19 protein-coding genes are annotated in these 20,025 nt (G+C 35.3%); 13 read left to right on the forward strand and 6 right to left on the reverse strand.

The window, feature by feature from the left end; genetic code table 11:
- Window positions 1–305: 305 nt before the first annotated feature.
- Window positions 306–755, reverse strand: coding sequence for a universal stress protein (locus V7014_RS11040; RefSeq protein ID WP_335507059.1), 450 nt, complete (start codon window positions 753–755; stop codon window positions 306–308).
- A gap of 134 nt (window positions 756–889) precedes the next feature.
- Here V7014_RS11040 and V7014_RS11045 point away from each other — a divergent pair, with 134 nt between their 5' ends.
- The gene (locus tag V7014_RS11045; RefSeq protein ID WP_335507061.1) at window positions 890–1,024 is read left to right on the forward strand and encodes a hypothetical protein; all 135 of its coding nucleotides are present in this window, start codon (window positions 890–892) and stop codon (window positions 1,022–1,024) included.
- A gap of 77 nt (window positions 1,025–1,101) precedes the next feature.
- Here V7014_RS11045 and V7014_RS11050 read toward each other — a convergent pair whose 3' ends face one another.
- Window positions 1,102–2,199, reverse strand: coding sequence for a M24 family metallopeptidase (locus tag V7014_RS11050; protein WP_335507063.1), 1,098 nt, complete (start codon window positions 2,197–2,199; stop codon window positions 1,102–1,104).
- A gap of 129 nt (window positions 2,200–2,328) precedes the next feature.
- Between V7014_RS11050 and V7014_RS11055 the strand changes: the two genes are divergently transcribed.
- From V7014_RS11055 to V7014_RS11065, 3 genes are all read left to right on the forward strand, one after another.
- A complete protein-coding gene (locus V7014_RS11055; protein ID WP_335507065.1) occupies window positions 2,329–3,012 on the forward strand; it encodes a metal-dependent hydrolase in 684 nt (227 codons plus the stop codon).
- Between the two features lie 113 nt (window positions 3,013–3,125).
- The gene (locus tag V7014_RS11060) at window positions 3,126–3,365 is read left to right on the forward strand and encodes a hypothetical protein (protein WP_335507067.1); all 240 of its coding nucleotides are present in this window, start codon (window positions 3,126–3,128) and stop codon (window positions 3,363–3,365) included.
- A gap of 69 nt (window positions 3,366–3,434) precedes the next feature.
- Window positions 3,435–4,754, forward strand: a complete 1,320-nt coding sequence (locus tag V7014_RS11065) for a CBS domain-containing protein (protein WP_335507069.1) — start codon at window positions 3,435–3,437, stop codon at window positions 4,752–4,754.
- A 56-nt stretch (window positions 4,755–4,810) separates the two neighbouring features.
- On the opposite strand, the gene V7014_RS11070 is transcribed toward V7014_RS11065, so the two are convergent.
- Complete coding sequence (locus V7014_RS11070; protein WP_335507071.1) at window positions 4,811–5,113, reverse strand: YtpI family protein; 303 nt, start codon at window positions 5,111–5,113, stop codon at window positions 4,811–4,813.
- 141 nt (window positions 5,114–5,254) lie between these two features.
- Here V7014_RS11070 and V7014_RS11075 point away from each other — a divergent pair, with 141 nt between their 5' ends.
- Complete coding sequence (locus tag V7014_RS11075) at window positions 5,255–6,199, forward strand: DHH family phosphoesterase (RefSeq protein WP_335507073.1); 945 nt, start codon at window positions 5,255–5,257, stop codon at window positions 6,197–6,199.
- Between the two features lie 177 nt (window positions 6,200–6,376).
- On the opposite strand, the gene ytrI is transcribed toward V7014_RS11075, so the two are convergent.
- Together ytrI and V7014_RS11085 are read right to left on the reverse strand one after the other, a co-directional pair.
- Window positions 6,377–6,877, reverse strand: coding sequence for a sporulation membrane protein YtrI (gene ytrI, locus V7014_RS11080; protein ID WP_335507075.1), 501 nt, complete (start codon window positions 6,875–6,877; stop codon window positions 6,377–6,379).
- On the reverse strand, window positions 6,874–7,215 hold the full coding sequence (locus V7014_RS11085; protein ID WP_335507128.1) for a YtrH family sporulation protein: 342 nt from the start codon (window positions 7,213–7,215) through the stop codon (window positions 6,874–6,876). The genes ytrI and V7014_RS11085 overlap by 4 nt, the downstream gene beginning before the upstream one ends.
- A gap of 184 nt (window positions 7,216–7,399) precedes the next feature.
- Here V7014_RS11085 and dnaE point away from each other — a divergent pair, with 184 nt between their 5' ends.
- The 8 genes from dnaE to V7014_RS11125 all read left to right on the forward strand — a co-directional run bounded on the left by dnaE (window position 7,400) and on the right by V7014_RS11125 (window position 18,566).
- Window positions 7,400–10,747 carry a DNA polymerase III subunit alpha gene (gene dnaE / locus V7014_RS11090; protein ID WP_335507077.1) on the forward strand — a complete coding sequence of 1,116 codons (3,348 nt, stop codon included), beginning with the start codon at window positions 7,400–7,402 and terminating at the stop codon, window positions 10,745–10,747.
- Window positions 10,748–10,871: 124 nt separating this feature from the next.
- Complete coding sequence (locus V7014_RS11095) at window positions 10,872–12,104, forward strand: NAD(P)-dependent malic enzyme (protein ID WP_335507079.1); 1,233 nt, start codon at window positions 10,872–10,874, stop codon at window positions 12,102–12,104.
- A gap of 46 nt (window positions 12,105–12,150) precedes the next feature.
- Window positions 12,151–12,747, forward strand: coding sequence for a FadR/GntR family transcriptional regulator (locus tag V7014_RS11100; RefSeq protein WP_335507081.1), 597 nt, complete (start codon window positions 12,151–12,153; stop codon window positions 12,745–12,747).
- A 94-nt stretch (window positions 12,748–12,841) separates the two neighbouring features.
- On the forward strand, window positions 12,842–13,726 hold the full coding sequence (accD, locus tag V7014_RS11105; protein ID WP_335507083.1) for an acetyl-CoA carboxylase, carboxyltransferase subunit beta: 885 nt from the start codon (window positions 12,842–12,844) through the stop codon (window positions 13,724–13,726).
- The gene (accA, locus tag V7014_RS11110; protein ID WP_335507085.1) at window positions 13,711–14,688 is read left to right on the forward strand and encodes an acetyl-CoA carboxylase carboxyl transferase subunit alpha; all 978 of its coding nucleotides are present in this window, start codon (window positions 13,711–13,713) and stop codon (window positions 14,686–14,688) included. The genes accD and accA overlap by 16 nt, the downstream gene beginning before the upstream one ends.
- Window positions 14,689–15,284: 596 nt before the next feature.
- Window positions 15,285–16,244: a 6-phosphofructokinase gene (gene pfkA, locus V7014_RS11115; RefSeq protein WP_335507087.1), complete on the forward strand. Its 960-nt coding sequence runs from the start codon at window positions 15,285–15,287 to the stop codon at window positions 16,242–16,244.
- Between the two features lie 48 nt (window positions 16,245–16,292).
- The gene (pyk, locus tag V7014_RS11120; protein ID WP_335507089.1) at window positions 16,293–18,053 is read left to right on the forward strand and encodes a pyruvate kinase; all 1,761 of its coding nucleotides are present in this window, start codon (window positions 16,293–16,295) and stop codon (window positions 18,051–18,053) included.
- A gap of 117 nt (window positions 18,054–18,170) precedes the next feature.
- The gene (locus V7014_RS11125) at window positions 18,171–18,566 is read left to right on the forward strand and encodes an FxsA family protein (RefSeq protein WP_438824903.1); all 396 of its coding nucleotides are present in this window, start codon (window positions 18,171–18,173) and stop codon (window positions 18,564–18,566) included.
- Between the two features lie 172 nt (window positions 18,567–18,738).
- Here the strand turns inward: V7014_RS11125 and ytvI are convergent, their stop codons facing one another.
- Window positions 18,739–19,860: a sporulation integral membrane protein YtvI gene (ytvI, locus tag V7014_RS11130; RefSeq protein ID WP_335507093.1), complete on the reverse strand. Its 1,122-nt coding sequence runs from the start codon at window positions 19,858–19,860 to the stop codon at window positions 18,739–18,741.
- Window positions 19,861–20,025: the final 165 nt, after the last annotated feature.

Genomic DNA, 20,025 nt, shown 5'->3' on the forward strand with positions numbered 1-20,025 from the left:
TTAAAATACCTATATTTGGCATTTTCGGTCTAGATGAAACCCATGTATCTTCTTAAAAATTAAAGAATTACTTTCCCATCAATCAAACAAATACAGTAAATAGGACTTATTGGATAACCTCTTTATGCTTTTTAGTCCCTTCGTTATAGGTTACAAATAGAAGAATCTAAAACAGTATTACCTTATTGGGCACTTTCTTTTTTTCTGGAAATTCCTAAAATCAACATTTATGTAAGTGAGGAAAAGTATCGCTATAAACAAAAAATCATCTCCTAAGAGATGGTTTTTTGTTTATATATGATTGATCAGTCTTGTTTTTGTGTTCTAACAACTAATACATCACATGGTGCATAACGAGTGATATGTTCAGACACACTACCGATAAGGAAACGTTCTACCGCGTTCAAACCTGTAGCACCACAGATGATTAAATCAATTTGATTGTTTTTTGCAAGCTCTTTCGGAATTTTTACTTTTGGAGAGCCGTATTCAACTTCAATATGTACTTTATTTACGCCTGCTTGCTCAGCTTGTTGTTTGTACTCTTCTAGAAGATCCTTTGCATAAGACTCAGAACGCTCAGCCATTGTTCTGTCATACGCTTCAATTGTAGCGAAATTTCTAGTATCGATTACATGGGCGATGACTAACTCTGCATCATTTCGTTTAGCAACCTCGATTGCTTTTTGAAAAGCCCATTCAGCTTCTTTAGAACCATCAACGGCAACAAGAATTTTTTTGTAAGATAAACTCATAAGAAATCCCTCCTAATAATTCTATTATAACAAACATTGTATCACTTATTTTGTGGACTTTTATTGAAATATAAACAATTTTTTGAAAAAAATGCGGTTTAAAACTTTAAAAATGTGGAAGAAGGTAAAAATTTATGAAAAATAATGAAGAGAATGTATTTATTTATGATGAAAAAGGTATAGAAGATACAACAAAACAGATTATGGATTCATATTGTAGTGGAGAAGCATGTGAAGAAACAAAGAAAAATGAAAGAAAAGAAAGATGATGTAAAGTATGTTTACAAAATAAAAAAGCAAAACTACTTCAGTAATGAGATACGAAGTAGTTTTGCTTTTTGTTTTATTACTTAATAATTTGTAGTGTTTTTGGGAATTTCGTTAAAATTTCACATCCGTCTGCTGTAACGTAAATATCATCTTCAATACGAACTCCCGCAACTTCAGGTACATAAATTCCAGGCTCGATCGTATACACCATTCCTTCTTGTAAAGCTAACGTATTTGTTTCAGTTAGCGAAGGATATTCATGAACACTTATACCAAGTCCGTGACCAAGTCGGTGAGGAAAATATTCTCCGTAGCCTTTATCAGCTATATATTGACGCGCAGCTAGATCGATTTCTGAACATAAAGCACCTGGTTTACTTGCATCAATCGCAGCTAATTGAGCTTGTAAAACTGTATCATAAATTTCTTTTTGCTTATCGTTAATATCATGGTAAGCGACTGTTCTAGTAATATCTGAGCAATATCCTTCGTATACAACGCCTAAGTCAAATAAAATAAGGTCGCCTTTTTTAATCTTAGTGGTTCCAGGTACGCCGTGTGGTGACGCAGCGTTTGTACCTGTTAAGACCATTGTAGAAAAAGCCATTTCATTAATGCCTTTTTTCTTTAATTCATACTCAATCGCAGCTAGAACATCCATTTCTGTTTTACCTTCTTGGATTTCATTTACGCCTACTTCTACTGCGAAATCTGCTAGTCGACACGCTTCACGAAGAATGGATAATTCTTTTTCGTCTTTTATCATGCGAAGCTGACGAAGTTTTTCCTCGGCAGATACAAAAGTTGGTGATGAAAAGTAATTCATAATATGTTCGTAGCGCTCTACATTCATATGTTCTTTTTCAACGGCTACTGTCGAAATATGTACGTTTCTTTTTTCTACCGCAGTTTTAATCATTTCCCATGGATTTTCAATGTCAGTATAACCGATGATTTCGTAGTTCCATCCAGTTTTCTGTGCATCTGGTACTTCCATTTTAGGACAAATTAGAATCGGGTCAGTATCAGGGAATATCGCAAGTGATAGTAGTCTTTCATGAGGATTACTATAGAAACCACTTAAATGAAATATATTTTCTGTTGATGTAATGAAGGTTGCTGAAATGTCTTTTTGCTGCAACCAATTTTTAAACAGCTCTAATCTAGTGTTCATGGGAGTTCCTCCTAAAAAATAATCTATATTTGAGATTAACAGTATAAAAGGGGAATTGCAAACGGTTATAATATTAATAAAATGGATATATAACCAATATCTGTTTTAGTAGAAAGGGGATTGCTTAAAATGAAAGTATCTTTCCATGGACATTCTGTTGTAAAAGTACAAACACGAGGTAAAATGATTCTTTTTGATCCATTTATAACTGGTAATGAAGAGACTGATTTAAACACATCTGATGTTAAACCAAATGTGATTATTCTTACACACGGACATGATGATCACGTTGGAGATACGATTGCGTTAGCGAAGGAACATAATGCACTTGTAATCGCTAATTTCGAAATTGCTACAATCCTTAGTGGGGAAGGTGTAGAGCGTACACATGGTATGAGTATTGGCGGAGCTCATGATTTTGATTTTGGTAGAGTAAAGTTAACGCCGGCGTTTCATGGTTCTGGTATGACGACAAGTGATGGGCAAATGGTATACGGTGGTCAACCTGCTGGTGTTCTTTTAACAGTAGAGGGAAAGACGATTTATCATGCTGGTGATACGGCTTTATATTCAGATATGAAGTTAATTGGACAGCGTCACCCAATTGATCTTGCATTTGTTCCAATCGGTGATAACTTCACAATGGGACCAGAGGATGCAGCGCTAGCTGTTGAATTTTTAAGTCCAAAGCTTGCAGTTCCGATTCATTACAATACATTCCCGGTTATTAGTCAAAATCCTGAAAAGTTTACGAAACTATTGCCAGAAGGTGTTGGACAAGTGCTACAACCAGGTGAATCGATTACATTATAAAGAATACATTTGTAAGATGCGAATTCATGAAGATGGATTCGCATTTTTTGCTTCTTCTTTGAGACAACGATGCATACATTAGAAATAATAAGCTCATTGGAAGGAGAAAGAAAATGCGAGAAAGACTGTTTTTTTGTATCTTGGTCATTGGAGTTATGTTGTACTATGCCATTCCTAAATTGAACTTCTTTGGGACATTAGAAGAGCGTTTATTTGCGCTTTCTTGGCTAATTCTAGCTTTCTTTGCTATTGGTGGAAATGTAGCTGCCGTTTTGTTTGCGCCAACAAGAAAACGTGTCCATAAAAAGAAAAAAAGACAATTGGAAAAGAAAAGAGTACATGATTATGAATAGTATAATTGTGTACAAGGGCTCTTTACCTTTATAATAAAGAAAAAGGCAATTTGTAAAGGGTGAAGAGCTTTGGCTACAAAGCATGAACAGATATTAAAATACATAGATGAACTTCCGGTTGGCGAAAAGATTTCCGTACGCCAAATTGCAAAAGAATTAAGCGTCAGCGAGGGAACGGCATATAGAGCTATTAAAGACGCTGAAAATAAAGGTTATGTTAGTACCATTGAACGTGTCGGTACAATTCGAATAGAACGTAAGAAGAAAGAGAACATCGAAAAGCTTACATATGCAGAAGTTGTAAATATTGTAGATGGACAAGTTTTAGGTGGACGTGCTGGATTACATAAAACATTAAATAAATTTGTCATTGGTGCCATGAAACTTGAAGCTATGATGCGCTATACAGGGGCAGGTAACTTACTAATCATCGGGAACCGAACGCAAGCACATGAGCTTGCGTTACGTGCTGGTGCTGCGGTTTTGATTACAGGTGGTTTTGATACAGATGAGCAAGTAAAGAAAATAGCTGATGAGTTGCAGCTGCCGATTATTTCTAGTAGCTATGATACATTTACCGTAGCTACGATGATTAACCGTGCAATTTATGATCAGTTGATTAAGAAAGAAATTTTGCTTGTTGAAGACATTTTAACACCTGTTGAAGCGACAGCTCATTTAAATTCTGGTGACTCTGTTGCTAGATGGTTTGAATTGAATAAAGAAACAACGCATAGTCGTTTTCCGGTAGTAGATAATAATAATAAAGTAATTGGTATGGTAACGTCTAAAGATATTATGGGTTCGAATCATCAATTACAGATTGATAAAGTGATGACAAAGAATCCGATGACTGTAAGTGGCAAAACAAGTGTTGCTTCATCTGCTCATATGATGGTATGGGAAGGTATTGAAATGTTGCCGGTTGTCGACAACCATCAGAATTTACAAGGAATTATTAGCCGCCAAGATGTTTTAAAAGCGCTGCAAATGATACAAAGACAGCCACAAGTGGGTGAAACAATAGATGATGTAATTGCTACGCAACTTGTCTCAATTGGTGGAAAAGGGAAAGGTGAAGAAATTTACCGATGTGAAGTAACGCCACAAATGACTAATTATTTAGGAACAATTTCTTACGGTGTATTCACAACCATCGTGACAGAGGCGGCAAACAGGGTTCTTCGTTCATTTAAAAGAGGCGATTTAGTCGTTGAAAATATGACGATTTACTTTATTAAGCCAGTGCAAATTGACAGTCAATTAGAAATTATTCCTAAAGTGCTAGAAGTAGGTAGGAAGTTTGGGAAAGTTGATATTGAAGTCTTTAATGAAGGAAAGTTAGTAGGTAAGACAATGATGATGTGCCAACTTTTAGATCGAAATTAACGATTATATATTCAGAAAACCAAAAGATTATCTCAATCAGAGATAATCTTTTGGTTTTACTTATTTACATTGCTCGCTTCATCGATTGCAAGTGGTAAAAAGAATTTATAAGCTCTATTACCGGCCCATATGCTCAATCCACCTACGATGATAAAGATAGTTGCTATAATGTATGTAACTGTCGTTTGAAACAAGAATAATTGGTTTATACCAAATAAGGCAACGAACGCTCCTAAAGCCATTGAAGATTTAGCTGATAACCATTTTCGTTCCATTGGCAATTTTGTACGAAAGTATTTTGTTTTATAAAAAACATAAAAAGCTAATGCTATAATAATTAATATGACTAAAACAGGCATTGTATAATCCTCCGGTTATAGTATTGTACATCCTTATTGTAACTAGAAATGGATAAAAATGCTATATCTATGGAAAAACATTCGTTTTATTGAAAATATATGCAATGAACACTGTGCTTTAGATTGGGAAGGGGTTTTGTTATGAAAGCGGAAATATTAGAAACAATTAAGCAATATGAAACAATTATCATTCATCGCCATGTTCGACCAGATCCTGATGCTTACGGTTCTCAATGTGGTTTAGCAGAAATATTAAAGGCATCTTTCCCAAAGAAGAAGATATATGTTGTGGGAGAAGAAGAAGAGTCATTACATTTTCTGAAACGGTTAGATACGATTGAGGATGAAGTGTACACTGGGGCATTAGTAATCATTTGCGATACTGCGAATGAAGAACGTATTTGTGATAAACGATATAAGCTAGCAGATAAAATAATTAAAATCGATCATCACCCAAATGATGATCAATATGGTGATATTCTTTGGGTTGATACAACTGCTAGTTCAACAAGTGAAATGATTTATGATTTCTATTTAGATGGCAAAGGCCAAGGGTTAATAATAAATGATGCAGCTGCTCGTCTATTATATGCAGGTATTGTTGGTGATACGGGAAGATTCTTATATCCTAGCACGACAGAAAAAACATTTAAGTATGCAGGAGATTTAATCCACTATAATTTTTCTAGAACGGATTTATATAATGGTATGTATGACTTAGATGAAAATGTAGTTCGTTTAAATGGCTACGTTATGCAAAACTTTGAAGTTATGCCATCGGGGGCTGCGAAATTAATTCTTCCAAAAGAAATATTAGCAAAATACAATGTAAAGCCATCTGAAGCATCTCTTTTAGTAAGTAATTTAGGAATTGTAAAAGGGATAAAAGCTTGGGTATTCTTTATAGAAGAGAGTGACAATATTAGAGTACGCCTTCGTTCGAAGGGACCTGTTATTAATACAATTGCTAAGATGTTTAACGGGGGAGGCCATCCTCTAGCATCTGGAGCTTCAGTTTCGACGTGGGATGAAGCGGGTCAAGTGGTAGTTGAATTAGATAAAGTTTGTCAAGGATATACAAAATAAGAAGGAATAAAGGGTAGAATGTATTTGTATCTACTCTTAAACGGTGACAAATGCGAAGAGCCTTTTTTAGAAACTCTCTAATTGTTTCTAAAAAAGGCTCTTGTCTGTCTAAAAAGAGTGCCACGTAAACCGCCTACTTGCTTACTGATTGTGTGAAAGTAGTGAATATTTAAAAAATTAGTATCTTTTTACATGTACTTCGATATATAATGTAGTGAAAAATAAGATTTCCTTTACTTCGAAAGTATATTTTTTATTGTTAATCTCAACAATTTTATTTTCAATTGTTTTCTTGAGAAGTAATTTACCTTTGTACACTGTCTCAATATCTTTTGTGATTAATGAGTTTAAATCTTTTCGAATTTCTTCTTGAGCTTCTACAATTGACAATAAGTTTAGCTTATAATTACTACCATTCGTAATAGCAACTTGCACCTCTTGGATCGTCAATTTTTTTTCTACTTCATTGTTTTTCGCTGCATATTCTTTTTCCCAAATGGCATTTTTTATTTTTAATTCCTCTATTTCTTTTTTCTGTGTTTCAATAAGCAGAATTTGCTTCTCTTGCATTACACCATGCATATAAAAATATAAAATCCAACTGATGATTGCACCAATTGCTATACCTGCAATGAAACGCTGCCACCCTCGTCTAAAAGTAAGAGTAGGCGGCTTCATGAAGATATATGCCCTTGTGTAATCCAACTAATTATGACAGAACCGGTATGAGCACCAGAGTAAGCTGAAATGATCCATAGAATTTGCTTAATAATATCTCTTGTTTCGCCGTTTAATAAGCCTCTTTCTAAGCTGTAAACTGTATCGAAAGTCCCGCCGATTGCGGCAATAATGGCCCATATGCGTAAACTTTCGGACAAATCGTTGACCATTGTAATGGGAGGCTGATTCGTAAAGAATGCTGCAATTCCACCTATTAATGAGCCTCCTAGTATAACACCTAAAGCAATGAAGAAACTGTTCAAAAAAACAGGGAAAAAAGCTTCATTCACGATTATCACCCTTTAGACTATGAATTGTATTGTTGAGCTTGTACATTCCTCGTTAACATTATGTATATGTGGTGCATTGTTCTTGTATGCCCTTTACCTTATACAGAAAAACAGAACATATTTTCCTTTTGCGACAATAATCTCTATAATAAAGCATATATATTGGAGGAGCAGTCAGGAGGGAAGCTTAATGGATTTTGTACATCTCCACGTACAATCATCGTATAGTTTGCTGGCTAGTACAGTTAGAATCGATGAATTAGTTGAACAAGCAAAGAAAAATAATATGTACAGTCTCACGCTTACTGATCGAAATGTGATGTATGGAGCTATTCCTTTTTATAAAGCATGTAGAAAGAATGGAATTAAACCAATACTTGGTATGCTGACTGATGTGTTGCATGAAGAAGAATCTTTTCCTCTTCTTTTACTCGCACGAAATCAAAAAGGTTTTTCAAATCTTTTAAAAATAAGTAGTAGTATTCAAACGAAATCGAAACAAGGTCTTCCTTTAAAATGGTTAAAAGGTTATCGAGAAGGTTTAATAGCGATATCACCTGGCAGTGAAGGTATTATTGAAACACATATAAGAGATGGTAATAAAAATCAAGCAATGGTAGCGCTGCAAACGTTCAAGGAAATATTTAGTGAAGAACATTTCTATTTATCGTTGCAAAAGGTTAAACAGTTTGATGAAGAAATGTTGAATCAACAATTGCTTCAATTTGCTCAAGAAACCAAAACAGAAATAGTAGCGACTAACCCTGTCATGTATATGAATCAAAGTGATGGATTAGCTTATGATGTTTTACGCGCATTAGATATAGGTGCGAAATTGTTAGAGGAAAGAAAAGAACAAATACGGGAGCATTATTTTAAAAGTAGTGCTGAAATGATTGTAGCATTTCAAAAGTATCTTAATGCGATACACAATAGCGTTCGGATTGCAGAGCAATGTAATGTGACAATTGATTTTCATAGACGATTGCTTCCTAAATATCCAACCAACCAGCCGGCAGATGAACTGCTTAAGCAATTATGTTTGGACGGTTTTAAACTTAGATATCCAAACGCTCCAAACTCTTATTATCAGAGGCTTCAATATGAACTATCTGTTATTAACAAAATGAATTTCAGCGACTATTTCTTAATTGTTTGGGACTTTATGAAGTTTGCTAAACAACAAAGAATACTAACGGGTCCAGGGCGTGGATCAGCAGCAGGTTCAATGGTAGCTTATGTATTGCAAATCACTGATATTGATCCAATGGAGCATAATCTTCTATTTGAGCGATTTTTAAATCCAGAGCGAGTATCTATGCCCGATATCGATATAGATTTCTCTGATATTCGAAGAGATGAAGTCATTGCTTATGTAGCGAAGAAATATGGTGCAGTTCATGTTGCACAAATTATTACTTTTGGTACATTTGCAACGAAAGCGTCATTACGAGACACGGGTAGAGTGTTTGGGCTAAACAGTAAAGAATTAGACTCACTTTCCAAGATGGTTCCATCTCGATTAGGTATTACAATTGAAGAAGCTTTGCGAGAATCGAACGCGTTAAAAAAATACTATGAAGAAAGTGAAATCAATCAGCAACTTATTGATACCGCGATGAAACTTGAGGGATTGCCACGTCATACTTCTACTCATGCGGCGGGAGTTATTATATCTGATATTCCTCTAACAGAGATTATCGCCATACAAGAAGGCCATAATAATGTTCATTTAACTCAGTTTCCAATGGAAACCTTAGAAGAGTTAGGACTGTTGAAAATGGATTTTCTTGGTTTGCGTAATTTGACTTTAATGGAAAGAGTACTAGTTTCCATTAGAAAGAATACGGGACATTCATTTGATATTAAGACAATTCCTATGAATGATCAGAAAACATTTCAAATGCTAGGTAAAGGTGAAACAATTGGTATCTTCCAGTTTGAATCGGAAGGTATGCAAAAAGTATTAATGCAGTTAAAGCCTGAGCAATTTTCAGATCTTGTAGCTGTCAATGCTCTATATCGTCCAGGTCCAATGGAAAACATTCCAGCCTATATTCGAAGAAGACATGGTGATGAGAAAGTAACATATTTGCATCCAGATTTACAGGATATTTTACAAAATACGTATGGCATCATTATTTATCAGGAGCAAATTATGCAAATTGCATCGAAGTTTGCGGGTTTTTCGTTAGGACAAGCAGACTTATTGAGAAGAGCTGTATCGAAGAAAAAAGCGGACGTTCTAGAAGAACAAAGGCATTATTTCGTACAAGGAAGTTTGAAACAAGGATATCCGCAAAATATAGCTGAACGAATTTACGATTATATCGTTAAATTTGCCAATTATGGTTTTAATTTGAGCCATGCTGCGGCGTACAGTTATATTGCTTATCAGCTAGCTTATTTAAAAGCTCACTACCCTCAATTTTTTATGGCGTCCTTAATGAGCAGTGCGATTGGAAATGATAGTAAAATTGCGCAATATGCTAGGGAACTTAAAAAAATGAATCTCATATTATTAGTTCCTTCAATTAATAAGAGTGAATACGTTTTCGTTTCTGAAAAAGAAGGCATCCGTTATAGTTTAGCAGCTATTAAAGGTGTAGGAGGAACAGCTGTACGAGACATATTGCAGGCAAGAAGAGAAAAGAAATTTAGTGATTTATTCGACTTTTGTATTCGTGTTTCGTCAAAAGCTGTTAACCGAAAAGTTTTAGAGGCTCTGATTCATGCAGGTGCTTTTGATGAATGGGGTGAAGATCGAGCAACGTTAGTAGCAAGTTTGGATGTTGCATTAAATCATGCTGATTTAGTTGTAGGTGACGAAGCAGGCTTAGACTTGTTTCTAGATTCAGAATTCAATTTAAAGCCCAAGTATGTTGAAGTGGAGCCATTTTCGTTAGAAAGTAAATTAGTATTAGAGAAAGAAGTTTTAGGGCTTTATTTATCGGATCATCCAGTTGCTACATATAGCCATCTATTCAACTACTTCGGTGCGCAAAGCCTGTCCCAGATAAAGAGTGAGAAAGAATCTAAGTATGCTATTGGAGCTTATGTGACCGAAGCGAAGACGATTCGAACGAAAAAAGGTGAGGTTATGGCCTTTTTAACGGTTACAGATGAAATAGATGAGATGGATGCGGTGGTATTCCCACTTGTTTATAAAAAATATGCGCAACTCATTCAAAAGAATCATATTGTCATGATGATTGGATCTGTAGAGAAGAGAAATGATAAACAACAGTTTATTGTCCAAGATGTATTCTCAATAAAGGATTTACAAGAAAAGAAAGATGCGACAGTAGAGACGCTATACATTAAAGTTGTATCTAGTAAACATACAAAAGAACATTTAATGGCTATTAAAAATACGTTGAGAAAATATAAGGGATCAACAAGGGTGATGTTATATTTTGAAAAAGAAAATAGAACATTGTTACTATCGATGTGGGATTGGGTTAATCCAGCAGATTCTTTAATTTTCCAGCTAAATAAACTGATAGGGGAAAAAAATGTCATTATGAAAAAGATTTAATCTTTACATCCTTTGAAGATATGTTATAGTGAAATATAATGAAACGTGGTCTGACCACTTAATAGTTTCTATAAGGATGGTATGGATTTGGTTTCCCTTTGCAAATTTTAAGGAGTGAGATTCAATGACTTTAAGAGAACAGGCTTTACATATACACAGTATAAACAAAGGTAAATTAGAAACAGTTTCAAAAGTACAAGTAAAAAATGCAGAAGATTTAAGTTTAGCTTATTCACCAGGGGTAGCAGAGCCTTGTAAAGAAATTTACGACAAGCCTGAAATGGTGTATGAGTACACAATGAAAGGGAATACTGTTGCAGTAGTATCTGATGGGACAGCGGTTCTAGGATTAGGGAATATTGGTCCTGAAGCAGCATTACCAGTTATGGAAGGTAAAGCTGTATTATTTAAGAGTTTCGCTGGCGTTGACGCGTTCCCAATCTGTTTGAATTCAACTGATATTGATAAAATTGTAGAAACAGTAAAATTATTAGAACCGAATTTTGGTGGCGTAAACTTAGAAGATATTGCAGCACCTAACTGCTTTGAAATTGAAGAACGTTTAAAGAAAGAAACGAATATTCCAATCTTCCATGATGACCAACATGGTACAGCGATTGTAACAGTTGCTGCATTATTGAATGCTTTAAAACTTGCAGGTAAATCTTTATCTGAAGCTAAGATAGTAGCTAATGGAGCAGGAGCTGCAGGTATTGCAATTATCAAATTACTATTCACGTATGGTGTTCGTGACGTTATTATGTGTGATTCTAAAGGTGCCATTTACGAAGGTCGTAAAGAGGGCATGAATGAAATAAAAGAAAAAATTTCAAAGATTACAAATCGAAATAAATTGACAGGTAATCTAAGTGAAGTAATAAAGGGTGCTGATGTCTTTATTGGGGTTTCAGTAGCAGGTGGATTAACTCAAGATATGGTTCGTAGCATGAATGATAATCCAATTATTTTTGCTATGGCGAATCCAATTCCAGAAATTATGCCATATGAAGCGAAGGAAGCTGGTGCTCTTGTTGTTGGAACAGGAAGATCAGATTTCCCTAACCAAGTAAATAATGTATTAGCATTCCCAGGTATTTTCCGTGGTGCTCTTGATGTTAGAGCTACACATATTAATGAAAAAATGAAAATAGCTGCTGTAGAAGCAATTGCTAGTTTGGTACAGCCAAGTGAATTACATCCTGATTTTGTAATTCCAGCGCCTTTTGATCCTCGTGTTGCCCCAGAAGTTGCAGCTGCAGTTGCAAAAGCAGCAATGGAAACAGGTGTTGCGAGAATTAAAGTGAACCCAGAAGATGTGAAAGCGAAAACAGCGGAACTTGCAATTATCGGAAAGTAGTGAGTTTTGAGTGGGAAAAACTTGTAAATCCTCTTCTAAAGTATATTTGGACATCGTAGAACAATTGAAGAATATGATAGAAGAAGACGGTCTTCGACCAGGAGATAAAATTCCGTCTGAACGAGAATTATCAGAGCGTCTGCAAGCAGGACGCTCTTCTGTTAGAGAAGCTTTGCGTGCATTAGAACTTCTTGGTCTTATTGAAACTAAAAGAGGCGAAGGAACTTTTGTTAAGGACTTTCAAGATCATAAGTTGGTAGAAATATTAGGTGGGTTCTTTCTAAAAGAAGAAAAAAAAATAGAGAAACTAACAGAAACAAAACATTGTATTGAGTTAAACTGTTTACAGCTTGCGGTAAAGGATGCTTCAAACAGTGCCATTGAATCAATGATTCAATGGGTGAGCAATCATGAATTTGATGATTTCGCTTTTTTTCAACAAATTGCTTCCTTGCACGACAATCGTCTTATGGAAAGAGTATGGATGGCAATAGGTAGTTATGAGAAATCAGTTTCTCCTATCTCGCAAGTCACTACGAAAGAACCTTATTTATTGTTGTTGAATAATATTAAACAACGAGATGAACAGAAAGTTGTACACATTTATGTAAATGATTTAAGAAAAATGTCGAGAAGTAATTGACATATTTTTACGATATTTTCCGAATGATTCCTGTAAAATATAGGACATGCGAAAAAGTTATATAAGTTGATCTACAACAAAAGGGGGAATCCTCTTGCTTAAAGAGTTATTTTCGAAGTCTAAAACTAAGAAAAAGAAATATGCCACAATTCCGTCTGATCGAGATGTACAAGATGTTCCAGAAGGAATTATGACAAAGTGTCCAGAATGTAAGAAAATCATGTATACAAAAGATTTAGCTAAAAATAAAAAGGTATGTTCACATTGTGGATATCACCATCGGTTAAACGCATATGAACGCATTGAGTGTACGTTAGACCATGGCTCGTTTGTAGAGTACGATGCTGATTTAATATCAGATAATCCTTTACAGTTCCCTGATTACGAAAAGAAGCTAGACAGTGATCGTAAGAAGACGAATTTAAATGAAGCCATTGTAACTGGTGAAGGTACAATTGATGGTATGAATGTTGTTATTGCTGTAATGGATGCTAATTTTCGAATGGCTAGCATGGGTTCTGTTGTGGGAGAGAAGATTACGCGTGCAGTTGAAAAAGCACGTTCAAAAAGGGTTCCATTTATTATCTTTACGGCATCTGGTGGAGCAAGAATGCAAGAAGGTATATTGAGCTTAATGCAAATGGCTAAAACAAGCGTTGCGCTAAAACATTTCAGTGATGAGAGTGGTCTATTTATTTCTGTTATGACACACCCGACTACTGGAGGGGTATCTGCAAGTTTCGCTTCTCTAGGAGATTATAACTTTGCAGAACCACAAGCGTTAATAGGATTTGCTGGCAGAAGTGTCATTGAACAAACCATTGGTGAAAAGCTTCCTGAAGACTTTCAAACTGCGGAATTTGTTTTAAAACATGGTCAGCTGGATGCGGTTATACCACGCTTGGAAATGACAGAAAAATTAGCGTTTGTTCTGAAAATACATCAGCCAGGTGGTGAATTACAATGGTTGGAGAATTAGAATTTGAGCGTCCAGTAATGGATTTGCGTAAAAAGATAGACGAACTAAAGAAAATTTCAAAAGAGGCAGATGTAGATTTATCTTTTGAAATTGAAAAGCTTGAGAAGAGGCTAGAAAAGCTTGAAAAAGAAGTCTATGCAAATATTAAACCATGGGATCGCGTCCAAATTGCTAGACATCCCTCTAGGCCTACAACCCTTGAATATATCTCTCATTTGTTTACAGATTTCTTAGAATGTCATGGTGATCGTTGTTTTAGCGATGATGAGGCTATTGTTGGAGGCATTGCTCTCTATCGAGGACTTCCTGTAACTGTTATAGGTCACCAACGAGGTCGTGATACAAAGGAAAATATTCGTAGAAACTTTGGAATGCCACATCCTGAAGGATACCGTAAAGCTCTTAGGTTAATGAAGCAAGCCGAGAAATTTAATCGACCAATTATATGCTTTATTGATACTAAAGGTGCTTATCCGGGAAAGGCTGCCGAAGAGCGAGGTCAAAGTGAAGCAATCGCTAGAAATTTATTTGAGATGGCTAACTTAAATGTACCTATTATTACAATGGTAATTGGAGAAGGTGGTAGTGGTGGTGCACTGGCTTTAGGAGTTGGTGATCGTATTATCATGTTAGAAAACTCCATTTATTCTGTAATTACTCCTGAAGGTGCTGCAACCATTCTATGGAAGGATTCTACTCTTTCGAAAAAAGCTGCAGAAAGTATGAAAATTACTGCTCCTGACATTAAGGATTTAGGTGTAGCAGATGAAGTGGTTAAGGAAGTAAGAGGTGGAGCTCATCGAAATGCTGAAGAACAAGCGGCATATATTGATGAAGTTCTATACAATAACTTAACTGTACTATTACAAAAAGAACAATCAGAATTAATACAAGAAAGATATGATAAATTTAGAAATATTGGACAGTTTATTGTTTCTAAACCTTTTTCTGAGGTGAAATAGTAGGGCTGTCTTCAATGCTCTAAAACATGTCGAATCCCACAGGTGATTTTTTATTCCTGTGGGATTTATTGTTGTAAAATCTTTTCTTCTGAAAATTTAATCTTTACTTAATGGAGTTGCAGTATAGTTTTAATCTATGTTAAACTGGTGTCTTTGTAATGACAGTTTTAAATTGATTGTAAATTTAAAACATTATGAAAAATATGTTTGTTGATTGCGCTTACAGTGGCAAACAAGGGATATATTGCAAATAAAATTAAAAAATATTGAACACATTAAGTAAGAAAATTGAATTATTGTTAATTCGTTCACATACAGGGTTTACGAAAAGTGAAAAGTCATTTAGAATGTATAGCTAGTAAGAGATAATACCTATCTGATAATAGTGTTCTCTCCCTAACGCAAGTAGTAAATTTAAAAAGAGCTTTCATAAATTTTCGTAATCTGACAAAAGATAATTTTGATAAGCACTTTGTTTTTGCAATTACGAAGATAGGATGATTGGAATAGTTCAAGTCATACATAGCAAAATCACATGATTTACATTTTGTCCATTTATTCCTATACAAGTTGAATAAATTACAGAGGTGAAGATTTTGAAAAGAATAGGTGTTTTAACAAGTGGTGGAGATGCTCCAGGAATGAATGCAGCCATTCGTGCTGTTGTACGTAAAGCAATCTATCATAACATAGAGGTATTTGGTATTTATCAAGGATACCAAGGGTTAATGAATGGATCAATCAAGAAGCTAGAAATTGGCTCAGTTGGTGATATCGTTCAACGTGGTGGTACAATGCTATTCTCTGCACGTTGTTTAGAATTTAAAACAAAAGAAGGACAACTTCAAGGAATTGAGCAATTAAAGAAACACGGTATCGAGGGATTAGTTGTAATCGGTGGAGACGGCTCTTATATGGGGGCAAAAGCACTTACAGAGCATGGATTCCCATGCGTTGGTGTTCCTGGAACAATTGACAATGATATTCCTGGAACTGAATTTACAATTGGTTTTGATACAGCGTTAAACACTGTTATTGATGCTATTGATAAAATCCGTGATACTGCAACATCACATGAAAGAACGTATGTGGTTGAAGTTATGGGAAGAAATGCAGGAGATCTTGCATTATGGTCAGGTCTTGCAGGCGGTGCAGAAAGCATTCTAATTCCAGAAGCTAACTTTGATATGAATGAGATCGTTCAAAAGCTACAAAGAGGTCATGAGCGTGGTAAGAAACATAGTATTATCATTGTGGCTGAAGGTGTAGGTAGCGGTGTTGAAATCGGTAAACAAATTGAAGAAATGACTTCTTTAGATACTCGTGTAACTGTTCTTGGTCACGTACAACGCGGTGGTTCACCATCAGCTGTCGATCGCGTATTAGCTAGCCGTCTTGGAGCATATGCAGTTGAACTATTGCTTGAAGGTAAGGGTGGACGTGCAGTTGGTATCGAGAAAAATCAATTAGTTGATTACGATATCATTGAAGCATTATCTAAAAAACACGTAATCGATTTAAATATGTACAAATTGTCACAAGAATTATCTATTTAAATATAGTTTAAGATATTTTTACAACTTTAAAGGAGGCTTTTTAGCCAAATGCGCAAAACTAAAATTGTATGTACGATTGGCCCTGCAAGTGAATCTTTTGAAAAACTTTGTGATCTAATGGAAGCTGGAATGAATGTATGTCGTTTAAACTTCTCACATGGAAGTCACGAAGAACATGCTGCTAGAATTAAAACAATTCGTGAAGTTTCTAAACATACAGGAAAGCAGGTTGCAATCCTTTTAGATACAAAAGGTCCTGAGATTCGTACGAATGATATGGAAAATGGTGCAGTTGAATTAAAAACGGGCTCCAACATCATCATTTCTACAAAAGAAGTTTTAGGGACTGTAGAAAAGTTTTCTATTACTTATGCGGAATTAATTAATGATGTTAAAGTAGGTTCAAGAATTCTACTAGATGATGGATTAGTAGGTCTTGAAGTTACGAAGCTAGATCAAGAAAAAGGCGAAATTCATACAGTAGTATTGAATGATGGCGTTTTAAAAAATAAAAAAGGTGTTAACGTACCTGGTGTATCTGTTAACTTACCAGGTATTACTGAAAAAGATACGCAAGATATTCTTTTCGGTATCGAGCAAAACGTTGACTTTATTGCTGCTTCTTTCGTACGTCGTGCATCTGATGTATTAGAAATTCGCGAGCTTCTTGATAACAACGGTGGTAAACACATTAATATCATTCCAAAAATCGAAAACCAAGAAGGCGTAGATAACATCGACGAGATTCTTGAAGTTTCTGAAGGTCTAATGGTTGCTCGTGGAGATTTAGGTGTAGAAATTCCAGCAGAAGAAGTACCACTAGTACAAAAACAATTAATTAAAAAATGTAATGCGATCGGAAAACCTGTTATCACAGCTACTCAAATGCTTGATTCAATGCAACGTAACCCACGTCCAACGCGTGCAGAAGCATCTGACGTTGCGAATGCAATCTTTGATGGTACAGATGCGATCATGCTTTCTGGTGAAACAGCTGCGGGTTCTTATCCAGTTGAAGCTGTTCAAACAATGCACAACATCGCTTCACGCGCTGAAACAGCATTAAACCATAAAGAACTATTATCTAAGCGTAGTAAAGATAGTGAGCACAACATTACTGATGCAATTGGACAATCGGTTGCGCATACAACTTTAAATCTTAACGCAAGTGCAATTATCACTCCTACTGAAAGCGGTCATACAGCTCGTATGATTTCAAGATACAGACCACAAGCACCAATCATTGCTATTACTTCTAACGATCACGTTGTACGTCGTTTAGCATTAGTTTGGGGCGTAACAGCTTTAGTTGGTCCTAGTACAAAGTCTACGGATGAAATGTTAGAGAATGCAGTTCAGCAAAGTGTAACTTCAGGTCTTGTACAATATGGAGATCTTGTAGTAATCACTGCTGGTGTTCCAGTAGCTGAAACAGGTACTACTAACATGATGAAAATCCACATGATCGGAAAAACTCTTCTTAAAGCTCAAGGTATTGGCAGAAAGAAAGCTATTGGTAAAGTAGTTATCGCGAAAAATGCCGCAGAAGCTAATGAAAAAGTTGAAGAAGGTTGCGTACTTGTAACGATTGGTTCTGACAAAGAAATGATGCCTGCAATTGAAAAATGTGCGGCTCTTATCACAGTTGAAGGTGGTTTAACAAGCCATGCAGCTGTCGTTGGTGTAAACCTTGGAATTCCTGTAATTGTTGGAGCTGACGAAGCATTAAAAGTTCTTAAAGAAGGTCAAATCGTAACAATTGATGCTCAACGTGGAATTATCAACGACGGAAAATCAAGCATCCTTTAATAGATTTAAAAAAAGAAGGCAATTTTGCCTTCTTTTTTTAAATCAAAAATGTATCGGATACTTTTCTTTTCTAGTTGTTAAAATCTTTAACAGTGTATAATAATAAATGTGCGGGAGGTGTATGATTTGAGACTTTTTTTACTGCTGCTTATTATTGTACCAGCATGTGAAATTGGAGTGTTGATTTGGTCCGGTAAAACATTTGGTTTGATACCCACTATCTTGTTAATTATCGCAACGGGAGTTGGTGGAGCTTATCTTGCTAAATATCAAGGATTAATGACTGTAAGAAAAGTTCAAGAACAGTTAGGTAGAGGGATTATGCCGGGGGAAGAATTGATAGATGGTATTTGTGTTCTTGTAGGAGGCATCTTTTTATTAACCCCAGGTTTTTTATCTGATATATTTGGTTTTATTTTACTTTTACCTCCTACTCGTAAAATTATTAAACCTGGTTTAAAGAAAATGTTTACAAAATGGATGAATCGAAATACGGTTACAATCATTAGATAATTACAAATCAGAAAATTTTACACTTGCCATGCTAGGCCGTAAGTCGTTCTTTTTTGAAAATCAAAGATAGGTTTTCAAGAAGCTTGTCTTATGTCTACCGCATGGTTCTTTTTTGGGCAGATAAATAGGAATAAAGGACTGTGTTAAAAAAAGACAGTTGTTCGCTTTATTTTTAGTTCAATTCTTCTTTGCCCTTTATGTAAAGCCAAATATCTTTAAATACATTACTTTTATGCAATGTATTAATGATGACTAGTATAACTGGACCTATAATTAAACCGAAAAAACCAATCAGCTTAAAGCCAACAAATAGCGCAATTAATGTTGCGAGTGGATCGAGCCCTATGTTAGATGATAATACTTTAGGTTCCATTACTTGTCTCTGGACAATTACGACGATGTAAAGGATGCCTAGACCGATTGCAAGACTGATATTGCCTACCACTATTTCATAGATAATCCAAGGTACAAATACTGTTCCTGTCCCTAGATAAGGTAATATATCTACAAGTCCAGTAACGAATGCAATAGTAATGGCGTAGTCAATTCTTAGTATTAATAAACCAATTAGTACAATAAGTGTTGTGAATGAAATAAGTGTAAATTGAGCTTTAATAAAACCGAATAAAGCTTTCTTTAAATCTGAAAGCACTGTTCCTGTGCTTTGTTTTAGTCTTTTTGGAGCTAATCTATGGGCGTAACTTTGAAATCGATACCAATCATTGCTTATAAAGAAAGTAGCCAATGTGGAGAAAATAAGAACAGATGCAGCATTAGGAAACCATCCAATGAATGCAGGGATCTTTTGGAAAAAATCTTGGATAAAATCCCCTACGGTTTTTGCGATTGTTTGGCCGGCATTTTGAATGTTTTCCATAATCGATTTTTGTTGTCCTGATCCTAAATCGTTAAATATAGACGCAACTTTTTCATAAAGTGGCAAGATAATTTGTGCGAAAAATGTCTCGCCATATGAAACTAAAATATCAAGCTGTTTAGGAATGTTATTACCTAAATAATTGGCTCCTGAAACGATTTCGGTGATTAGAAGTGTAATAATGCCGGCAAATAGTGAAACAATCCCGATTAATGTAATGATGACAGCAAAAGAACGAGGCAATCTAGCTTTTCGTTGTAGGAAACTTACGATAGGATTAATTATAAAAGCAATTGCTAGTCCGATTATGAAAGGATATGTATATTTAGCTGTATAAGCAATAGTGAGAGCGCAGACTGTTGCAATTGCAACAACGATAAATAAACGAACGAATCTGTATATATAAATTGGATTCACAAAAAAACTGCCTCCTTTATTAATTATAGTAGCGCGTTATATACTCTATCATATTGATGATTTGATATATTTATTACGTATGTATAGTATTGATTTGTTGGGTTTCAACCAAATAATGGTTAAGGGCACTTCTTATCCCGTTCTAACTGGCGCTAAGACTCCCAC

Source organism: Bacillus sp. JJ722 (assembly GCF_036963345.1).
Classification (GTDB): Bacteria; Bacillota; Bacilli; order Bacillales; family DSM-1321; genus Bacillus_AD.

What these genes read in the sequence shown, in the direction of transcription:
- V7014_RS11040 (WP_335507059.1), bottom strand. Translation starts at nt 755, where the DNA reads ATGAGTTTATCTTACAAAAAAATTCTTGTTGCCGTTGATGGTTCTAAA.
- V7014_RS11045 (WP_335507061.1), top strand. Translation starts at nt 890, where the DNA reads ATGAAAAATAATGAAGAGAATGTATTTATTTATGATGAAAAAGGTATA.
- V7014_RS11050 (WP_335507063.1), bottom strand. Translation starts at nt 2,199, where the DNA reads ATGAACACTAGATTAGAGCTGTTTAAAAATTGGTTGCAGCAAAAAGAC.
- V7014_RS11055 (WP_335507065.1), top strand. Translation starts at nt 2,329, where the DNA reads ATGAAAGTATCTTTCCATGGACATTCTGTTGTAAAAGTACAAACACGA.
- V7014_RS11060 (WP_335507067.1), top strand. Translation starts at nt 3,126, where the DNA reads ATGCGAGAAAGACTGTTTTTTTGTATCTTGGTCATTGGAGTTATGTTG.
- V7014_RS11070 (WP_335507071.1), bottom strand. Translation starts at nt 5,113, where the DNA reads ATGCCTGTTTTAGTCATATTAATTATTATAGCATTAGCTTTTTATGTT.
- V7014_RS11075 (WP_335507073.1), top strand. Translation starts at nt 5,255, where the DNA reads ATGAAAGCGGAAATATTAGAAACAATTAAGCAATATGAAACAATTATC.
- ytrI (WP_335507075.1), bottom strand. Translation starts at nt 6,877, where the DNA reads ATGAAGCCGCCTACTCTTACTTTTAGACGAGGGTGGCAGCGTTTCATT.
- dnaE (WP_335507077.1), top strand. Translation starts at nt 7,400, where the DNA reads ATGGATTTTGTACATCTCCACGTACAATCATCGTATAGTTTGCTGGCT.
- V7014_RS11095 (WP_335507079.1), top strand. Translation starts at nt 10,872, where the DNA reads ATGACTTTAAGAGAACAGGCTTTACATATACACAGTATAAACAAAGGT.
- accA (WP_335507085.1), top strand. Translation starts at nt 13,711, where the DNA reads ATGGTTGGAGAATTAGAATTTGAGCGTCCAGTAATGGATTTGCGTAAA.
- pyk (WP_335507089.1), top strand. Translation starts at nt 16,293, where the DNA reads ATGCGCAAAACTAAAATTGTATGTACGATTGGCCCTGCAAGTGAATCT.